This window comes from Pseudomonas sp. (genome assembly GCF_041601375.1).
Lineage (GTDB): Bacteria > Pseudomonadota > Gammaproteobacteria > Pseudomonadales > Pseudomonadaceae > Aquipseudomonas.
Genome location: NZ_JBFIIG010000176.1, coordinates 1 through 8,888, shown reverse-complemented (window position 1 = coordinate 8,888; position 8,888 = coordinate 1). Strand labels below are relative to the sequence as shown.

Annotated in this window: 9 protein-coding genes; all 9 read right to left on the bottom strand. The window is 63.5% G+C overall.

The window, feature by feature from the left end:
* Positions 1-365: hypothetical protein (locus tag ABZE94_RS17935; RefSeq protein WP_372877051.1), on the bottom strand; the 365-nt coding region annotated here is incomplete at its 3' end.
* Positions 366-1,196, bottom strand: coding sequence for an SDR family oxidoreductase (locus ABZE94_RS17930; protein ID WP_372877049.1), 831 nt, complete (start codon positions 1,194-1,196; stop codon positions 366-368).
* 116 nt (positions 1,197-1,312) lie between these two features.
* Positions 1,313-1,777: a multidrug transporter gene (locus tag ABZE94_RS17925; RefSeq protein WP_372877047.1), complete on the bottom strand. Its 465-nt coding sequence runs from the start codon at positions 1,775-1,777 to the stop codon at positions 1,313-1,315.
* Between the two features lie 149 nt (positions 1,778-1,926).
* Positions 1,927-3,366, bottom strand: coding sequence for a mannose-1-phosphate guanylyltransferase/mannose-6-phosphate isomerase (locus ABZE94_RS17920; RefSeq protein WP_372877045.1), 1,440 nt, complete (start codon positions 3,364-3,366; stop codon positions 1,927-1,929).
* A gap of 171 nt (positions 3,367-3,537) precedes the next feature.
* On the bottom strand, positions 3,538-4,185 hold the full coding sequence (locus ABZE94_RS17915) for an alginate O-acetyltransferase AlgF (RefSeq protein WP_372877043.1): 648 nt from the start codon (positions 4,183-4,185) through the stop codon (positions 3,538-3,540).
* A gap of 76 nt (positions 4,186-4,261) precedes the next feature.
* Complete coding sequence (locus ABZE94_RS17910; RefSeq protein WP_372877041.1) at positions 4,262-5,404, bottom strand: alginate O-acetyltransferase; 1,143 nt, start codon at positions 5,402-5,404, stop codon at positions 4,262-4,264.
* Between the two features lie 12 nt (positions 5,405-5,416).
* Positions 5,417-6,961, bottom strand: a complete 1,545-nt coding sequence (locus ABZE94_RS17905) for an MBOAT family protein (protein WP_372877039.1) — start codon at positions 6,959-6,961, stop codon at positions 5,417-5,419.
* A 203-nt stretch (positions 6,962-7,164) separates the two neighbouring features.
* Positions 7,165-8,262, bottom strand: a complete 1,098-nt coding sequence (locus tag ABZE94_RS17900) for a mannuronate-specific alginate lyase (protein WP_372877037.1) — start codon at positions 8,260-8,262, stop codon at positions 7,165-7,167.
* 7 nt (positions 8,263-8,269) lie between these two features.
* A partial coding sequence (locus tag ABZE94_RS17895) for an alginate biosynthesis protein AlgX (RefSeq protein WP_372877035.1) occupies positions 8,270-8,888 on the bottom strand: 619 nt, incomplete at its 5' end.

The following is an 8,888-nucleotide window of genomic DNA, read 5'->3' as shown; positions in this document are numbered from 1 at the left end:
TGGGCGAACAGCGGGTAGCACAGGTAGTGCAGGGCGAGGAGCAGCATGCCCATGGGGCTGGGGGCGTCCTTGATCGACATCAGCCCCAGCAGGCCGAGATAGAGCAGCGCCAGGACGCCGCCATAGAGCCAGACCAGGTGCCGCCGTTCGCTGGGCAGGGGGCGGCGGCGCTGGCGCGCGGCAAACCAGAGGGCCATGGCGGCGGCGACCGAGGCCGCGACCAACAGGGTCGTCAGCAGGCCGCCGAGTCTGACGAAGGTGCGCAGCAGCAGGTTGAGCACGATCACCGCGGCCACGCCCGTCAGGGCCAGGCGGGCCATGGGCACGGCGGCAGGGCGCGGGGTCAGCTCGGTCGAGGGCGGCATTCAGAGGCTCCGGTTCAGCAGGAAGCGTTTTTTCAGTACAGCCTCGAGCAGGCTTTTCGGCAACAGCGCGGCCATCAGGGGCAGGGCACGGCTGCCATTGCCCTGACGCAGCAGGCGCGGGCGCTTGTCGCGTTGCACGGCGGCGAGCAGGTTGCGGGCGAAGTGGCTGGCGGGCGTGGGATTGTCCTGGGAGGCGTTGGCACGGGCGCGAATCCCCTCGCGGATCGGCCACCAGGGCGAGGCCTCATCGATCAACTGCTCGGCCTCCTGGCTGGCATTGGCGCCGAAACTGGAGGCAATGGCGCCGGGCTGCACTTCCATCACCTCGATGGCGAAGGGCGACAATTCCAGGCGCAGGGCGTCGGAGAGGGCATGTACCGCGGCTTTCGAGGCGCAGTAGGCGCCGGCGAAGGGGGTGACCAGCAGCCCGGAGACGCTGCCGATATTGACCACCAGGCCCTTGTTGTGCCGCAGCAGGGGAAAGAATGCCCGGGTCACGCCGACGAGGGAGAATACATTGGTCTCGAACTGCCGGCGCATGGCCTCGACGCCGCCATCGAGCAGCGGTCCCATGGCGCCGTAACCGGCGTTGTTGATCAGCACATCCAGGCCGCCGATCTCCGCCTGCATGCGCTCGGCCAGTTGGCCCAGGCCCAGGCCGTCGTTGACGTCCAGTTGCACCGCGGTAAACCCGGCCGCCGCGAGCGTGGCGAGGTCGCCCTCTTTGCGGGCGGTGGCCCACACCCGATAGCCGGCCTGTTGGAAGGCGTCGGCCAGGGCGCGGCCGATGCCGCTGGAGCATCCGGTGATCAGGACGGTGGGCTGGGTCATGCGGGCATCCTTGTGGAGGTGGGCTGAGGCGCTCTGTTGCAGCCCACCCACTGTATCAATTTGGAGGGCTGAAGCGGATCGCCGCCCGGCCCACCCTAGATGATCAAGAGGGTGAATCAGCGACTGAAACTGCCTTGCAGGCGTTCGGCACGGAATTCCAGGGTGCTGGCGCGATAGCCGCTGCGCAGGGTCGGCAGGGGCAGGCAGTCCTGCCAGGTGGCGCCGGGCAGCAGTTCGCCGGGGCCGCTGTAGCGGGGCGATTCGTAGAGGCGTTCGGCGAGGTTGGTAGTGTCGCCGGGACGGTAGGCGGCGATCTGCCAGCGCAGTTCGAGCAGCGCGGCGCTGCTGCCGTTTTTCAACTCGACAGCCAGGGGGCGATTGGCCGGGCAGTTTTGCGGGTCGTAGTCCAGGCGTAGCTGCAGGTGCGCCAGGTGGCGCGTCTCGCGGCTTTCCTGCCAGAGCACCCAGCTGGCCACCAGGCCCAGGCCGATCAGCGCGGCGAGGGAGATAGGCAGGGCTTTGCTCGGGTAGCGGATCAGCAGGATCAGCCAGCTCAGAACCAGTATCGCGCCGAATAGCATAGGGGAGGGGCCTTGGTGGACAACACAGGAGCCTATCCTACACAAGGCCGCGGCGACATGCGCCGTGTTGGCGTAGGCCGGAAAAAGCAACGCCGGCCCTTGCTGTGGCAAGGACCGGCGTCTGTTTACAGCGTTTTTTTAAAGTCGACTCAGTGGGCGACGATGCTCAGCGGGGTTGCCTGACTGCGGCCGTAGACGTCCTCCAGACGTTCGATGTCGTCTTCGCCGAGATAGCTGCCCGATTGCACCTCGATGATTTCCAGGGGGATCTTGCCGGGGTTGCTCAGGCGGTGCACCGAGGTCATGGGGATATAGGTGGACTGGTTTTCGGTGAGCAGGAACACCTTGTCGTCACAGGTCACCTCGGCGGTGCCGGAGACCACTATCCAGTGTTCGGCGCGGTGGTGGTGCATCTGCAGGGACAGGGTGGCGCCAGGCTTGACCGAGATATGCTTGACCTGGAAGCGCCCGCCCATGTCCACCGAGTCGTAGGAACCCCAAGGCCGGTAGACCTCGCAATGGTTCTGGGTTTCGCTGCGGCCTTGCTCGTTGAGCTGGTTGACCACGGTCTTGACGTCCTGCACGTGGTCGCGGTGGGCGACCATCATGGCGTCCTTGGTTTCCACCACCACGATGTCGTCCAGGCCGATCACCGAGACCAGCTTGCCGTTGCCATGCACCAGGCAGTTGCGGCTGTTGTGCACCATGACATCGCCCTTGGTGACGTTGCCGTTGTTGTCCTTGTCGTGCACGTCCCAGATCGACGACCAGCTGCCGACGTCGTTCCAGCCGGCATCGAGCGGTACCACGCAGGCGCGGGTGGTTTTTTCCATCACCGAGTAGTCGATCGAGTTGTCCGGGCAGCACTCGAAGGTGGCGGCGTCGATATTGATGACGTCACCCTCGACCGCGCTGCGTTCCAGGGCCAGCAGGCAGGTGTCGTAGATGTCGGCGTCGTGTTTCTTCAGCTCCTCCAGGTAGCGGCTGGCGCGGAACAGGAACATGCCGCTGTTCCAGAAGTAGTCACCCGAGGCAACGAATTCACGGGCGCGGGCTTCATCGGGTTTCTCGACGAAGGACTGCACGCGAATCACGCCTTCAGGCAACGCCGCGTCGGCTACCGACTTGATGTAGCCATAGCCGGTTTCGGGGCGGATGGCGGGGATGCCGAACAGCACCATCTCGCCTTTTTCGGCGGCCTTGCTGGCCAATGCCAGGGCGTCCTGGAAGGCTTGCTGGCTCTCCAGCACATGGTCGGCGGGGAGGACCAACAACAGTTCGTCGCGGCCTTCGGCGAGCAGCTTCATGGCGGCGATGGCCACCGCTGGCGCGGTGTTGCGGCCGAAGGGTTCGAGCAGGATCGCCTGGGTGGCCAGCTGCTGGCTGTGCAGTTGTTCCTGGACGATAAAGCGGTGTTCCTTATTGCACACCAGCAGCGGTGCCTGCATGCCGTCGAAGGCCAGGCGCTTGATGGTTTGCTGGAACAGGGTGTCTTCGCCAGTAAGGGCGAGGAACTGCTTGGGGAACTGCTTGCGCGAGAGGGGCCATAGGCGCGAACCGCTACCACCGGAAAGAATTACTGGAATCATGTTGGTACTCCTAAAGCGTTTATGCACTCGGTTGGACGTGCCCCGCACTTGGCGGGTGTCCAGTTACCCTGGCTGATCGAATAGCACTGGGGGCATCACTCCAAAACGTCTCCTCATGAAGGCGCTATTTGCAGGTCGGTCTATTGCCGACCTTGGCTGTTGTTCGGGTGTTTACTCGTCCTTGGCCGGGCGCTTGACCCACACCGGCGAGAGCTGGCTGCCCTTGCCGGTGATGTACAGGCTGACCACCTCGCCTCGGGCCAGGGCGACAGGCTTGAGGTCGCTGATCTTCTTGTCGCCATCGAACAGCGCCAGGCTGATCTTGACCGGGTTGACCTCGCGCTCGCCGTTGCCGTCCGGGGCGACGTTGTCGACCACCGCGGCCTTGCCGTCGGCGGTCTTCAGGCTCAGGGTGCTGTCGGACAGGTTCTGCACCCGCAGCATGGCCTTGTGCTTGTTGCTGAATGCGGCTTCCGACACCAGCTTGGGTTCGCTACCCGGCTGGTCGATCAGGGTGTAGTAGCGGTTGGCGTCGAGTTTCACCGGCAGCGTGCTGCTGCCGACCTTGGCGCTGTAGCTGCCGGCCGGGAGATAGCTGAAGTCGCTGGAGCCCAGCGGGGCGATGTCGCTGAGCTCGGTGTTGCCGACGCTGACGCTGAGCTCAGCGTTGCCGGCGTTGTAGGCGCGGACGAAGGCCGATCCCTTGGGCGCATTCGGTGCATAGAGGGCTCCGTCGCCGGCCTGGGCGTGGAGGGCTCCGACGCTCAGGGCGAGGGCACAGGCGTAGGACATCCAGCTACATTGGGTTTGTCTGTTCATGGGTAGTGCTCCATGTGATTTAACAAAGTGATCTGTCGATCATGTTCGGGTGAAGCCTTTCCAGCGCAGGGCCGATTCAATGGCTGTTGCGGCTGGCCAGGCGTTGCTTGCTGCTGTTGCTTTTCAGTTCGGCGATCCAGTCCGGATCGAAGTCGTCGAGGTCGTTGGCCATCGGCAGGTAGCGTTCGGGGAACTCCCAGATCAGCAACTGCGGTGGGGCTTCGGCAAACTCGTCGCTTTGCAGGTACTTGAGCATCGGCACTACGGGCCCCTGGCCGTCTTCGGCGTGGTTGCTCAGGTCGCGTTGCAGGTGTTGGCGCAGGGCGCCGGCAAAATTCCAGTTGGGGTTGGCGCTGTAACTGGTGCCGACCAGCGCCACCGGGATGTCGCTGTCGGCGAACAGCGCGTCGCTGCCGCCGGCCTGGTCAGCCGCACGGGTTTGGTACTGCTGCAACTGATCGGGTTCGGGCATCAACTGCTCGAACAGCGGCGCCAGCGGCAGGAAGCTGGTCAGGTCACCCTGCAATGGCTTCTGTTTGGTTGCCTCGGTGACGAACGCCTGCGCTTCGCCGTCCAGGGTGAGCGAGCGCTTCACTGTCTCGCTCAGTTGGCGCGCGACCAGGTCCGCGCCCAGTGGTGTCCAGTGGGTGTCGGTGCGCAGGAACAGCGGACCGCTGCTCTTCTCGGCCTGCAGGCTGGCGAGCAAGTCCGGCGCGGCGATGTCGGCGCGGCGCACCGCGCGGTGGAAGCGCTGATAGAGATCCGCGCGCTGGCTGCTGATGCGGTTGTCGCCGACGTGCTCCGGGTACAGGCGCGACTTGGCCGGCACTATCGCCAGCAGCAACAGCACATTGCGCTGCGCCAGTTGCTCACGCACGCCGCGGATCAGCGCCAGGTTGTCGCGCTGGTGCTGTCGACCATCGGCCACCGGGTTGAACTCTTCATCCGAGTACAGCCAGTCGTGTTTGCCGATCACCACGCCGGGGCGGCCTTCGTTGAACAGCACATAATCCAGCGCGGCCCAGAGGTTGGTGCCGATCTGCTTGATCGGGAATTGCTTGTCGTAATGGCTCTCGAAGTTCGTCGCCAGGTCGCCGTCGAGCACGCTGAACTGGTTGGGGGCCTGGTAACTCAGGATTCCGCGCATGGACCAGAGCAGCAGCAGGGTCAGCACGCCGAGGAACAGGGCGACGTAGAGTTTGCGTAATGGACGCGTCATGCTCGGCCTCATTCAGAACTGGAAATAAAGAAAGGGGGAGTAGCTCTGCGCCGAGAGCTTCAACAGCGAGGCGCAGAACAGCAGCAGCAACGCGCCACGTACCAGGTAGCGCGGCATGGCGGCGCTCCAGGTGGATTGTTGCACCAGCACGCCGCCGCTGCCGACCACCAGTCCCTGCTCATCGCCAGGCACGGCCTTGACCATGCGCGACAGGTCGGTCGCCGGCCCATCGGCGCGGGCATCCGGCGCCTTGTGGCGGTAGAACTGGCGCAAGCCGCAAAAGGCCATGACCGCATAGGCCAGTACCAGGGTGGCGACTTGCAGGTCGCTGATGCTGGCGCTGCCCAGTTCGCTGAGCTGCCAACCCTGGCTGCTGAAGATCGCCGGGCTGAACATGGCGCTGTACATGCGCCAGGCGATGTCCAGGTTCTCGGCGCGGAAGATCACCCAGCCGAGCATCACCAGGAAGAAGGTCAGCAGCCACTTCAGCGGATTGATCACCTTGGGCGCGGCGTTCACCCCGAACAGGCGTTCGATCGTCAGCCACATGCCGTGCCAGGCACCCCAGATCAGGAAGGTCCAGTTGGCGCCGTGCCACAGGCCACCGAGCAGCATGGTCAGAAACAGGTTGCGGTAGGTGTTGAAGGTGCCCTTGCGGTTGCCGCCCAGCGGCACGTACAGGTAGTCGCGCAGCCAGGTCGACAGGCTGATGTGCCAGCGCCGCCAGAACTCGGTGATCGACTGGCTGATATAGGGCTGGTTGAAGTTTTCCATAAAGCGGAAACCCATCATCAGACCCAGGCCGATGGCCATGTCGCTGTAGCCGGAGAAGTCGAAATACAGCTGCGCGGTGTAGGCGATCATGCCCAGCCAGGCGTCGCCGGTGCTGGGGTCTTGCAGGGCAAAGAGGTGGTCGACCAGCGGTGCCAGGCTGTCGGCGATGAACACCTTCTTGACGAAGCCCTGCATGAAGCGGGTGGCGCCTTCGGAGAACTTGTCGAGGCTGTGGGTGCGGTCGGTGAACTGGTCCGCGAGATCCTTGTAGCGCAGCACCGGCCCGGCAATCAGTTGCGGGAACAGGGCGATGAAGGCAGCGAAGTTGATCAGGTTTTCCGTGGGTTTGGTGTCGCCGCGGTACACGTCGATCAGGTAGCTGAGCGACTGGAAAATATAGAAGGAGATGCCGATCGGCAGGATCACATGGGTCAACAGGAACGGCTCGAAGCCGGCGCCTTCCAGCACCTTGTTGATGTTCTCCACCCCGAAGTTGGCGTACTTGAAGTAACCCAGGGTCGCCAGGTTGCCGGCTACGCCCCAGATCACCCAGCGTTGCGCCGCCTTGCTGCGTATTCCGGCGCGATGGATGCGCAGGCCGAAACCGTAGTTCCACAGGGTGACCGCGACGAACAGCAGGAGGAAATCCACTCGCCACCAGGCGTAGAAGGCGTAGCTGCCGATCAGGATCAGCAGGTTGCGATAGCGATTGCTGCTCAAGTAATACAGGCCGAGAAAGATCGGCAGGAACAGGAACAGGAATACGTTGGATGAAAAGACCATCCGTAGATCTCCGTTGAATAACCACTCTTCAGAGGCTCGCAAGCCCCCCTTTCCCCCCGCACGCGGGAGGCTGTTTCAGCGTTCGTATACAGACTTGCAGGTTGCCGCTATTGCTAGGATGGGTTGAGCGAAGCGATACCCATCGACGTTCTCGTCACAGCGCCGCAGCTGTGGGCATTGCTTGGCTCAACCCATCCATGTAATCAGCTGTCGCTGTCCGGTTTCTGCGGCTCGAACACCCGGGTCACGTTGCCGCCGAGGCGGAAGGTCTTGAACGGGCCCATATCCTGCTTGAGCTCCTCGATCTCGGCCGAGCAGGCATAAAGCGTGCAATAGGGCGCCAGCCAGGAGTATTTGTTGTCCTTTTTCAGGTCTTCCATGTCCTGTTTTTCGCCGGATTTTCTGGCGAAGTCGTCTGGGTCATTCACCCCGTCCAGTACCCGTTCGGCCAGGCGCTTGAGCGCGCCCTGGTTTTCCGGACGCAGATCCACGGCGTTGGCCTGGGCGAAGCTGGCGATCATCGCCAGCGGCGGCAGGGCATAGTTGTGGTAGGCCAGCGCCCGGTGCTTGCGCTTGATTTCGTTGGGCAGGAAGCCGTCTTCATCGATCTGGTTGGCGGCCACGCGGAACTGCTCGACGGACCAGTCGAACAGGTCGCGTCGGTCGAGCGCCACGGCAGCCGCCATCACCGACCAGGCGGTCCAGTAGGAGTGGTTGTTGATCTTTTTCAGCGGCAGGTCGCTCCAGTCTTTCACCGCCTGGTCGGCCAGCTTGGCGAACCAGGACTCGATCACCTTGACTTGCTGCGGGTAGGCGGCCAGCGGCTGGGATTCGGAGAATTTCAGCTGCAGGTAGGCGCCGGCCATGCTGCCCAGCGCCCATTTGCGCATCGACTTGCCGGTATGGTTGTAGTCGGTGGAGAGCAGTGCATCGGCTTCGGCCCAGCTGCTCAGCCAGTCCATGGCACACGCCAGCTGCTCCGGATGGCCGTCGCGCAGGTAGTGCATGACCTGCTTGTTGAAGTCCTTTTCCAGGCGGGTGATGCCAGCAGTCTGCTTGCGAAAGGCCTTTTCCGCTTTTTCGTTCAGCGTCGCGCGGGCCTTGTCCGAACCCTTGTATTTGCTGGTGAATTGCAGCGTGCCGGTGTAAGGCGTGGGTACGCTGGGGCAGGCTTTTGGCTCGCCCTTGCGGGTTTCCACCGGCGCGTAATAGCCCTGCGGCGGGCGCAGGGCGGCATGGCTGGCTGAGGCCAGGAGCATGGCGCCGAACAGGCAGGGCAGGGTCAGTTTGCGTATCAGCATAGGTACCTCAGGAATCGGTTGCAGCTTGTGCGGTGAGCTTCGCCGGGCTGGAGAAGTCGTTGCGCTTGCAGATCTGCACCTCCACCTCGAGCGGCTCGCCGGTGCCCGCGGGCGCCATGATTTCCAGGGCGAAGAAGTTCAGGTCGGCCCAGTCGCTTTCATCGCGCATTTCAAAGGCGAAACGGCCGTCGGTGTCGTCGGTGTCGGGCTTCTCGAACTTGATCTTTTCGCGGCGTCCGGTGAGATACCAGAGGGTGCCCTCGAGTTTTTTCACCGAGGGGTCGCTGAAGCGGATGTCCACCTGGTGGCGCTTATTCGGCAGAGTCAGCAGTTGCTCCTCGCCGTTGACCAGCACCTCGTTGGCACCCGGGTGCAGCGTGGTTTTGCTCGAGAGCAGGACCTCCTTGCCCTCGCAGCCGTTGCCCAGCATGGCCATCATCTGCCGGTGGATCTTGTCCGAGGCCAGGTCGTAGAGCGGCGAGAACTCCCAGATCAGCACCTTCGGCGGGCTTTTCTGGAACTCATCGCTGCCCAGGTATTCCAGCATCGAGCCTTCCAGGCCGCCGCCGGCAAAGGCGACGTTGAGCACGTCGGCGCCAATGTGCTGTTCGAGGAAGCCGCCGAAG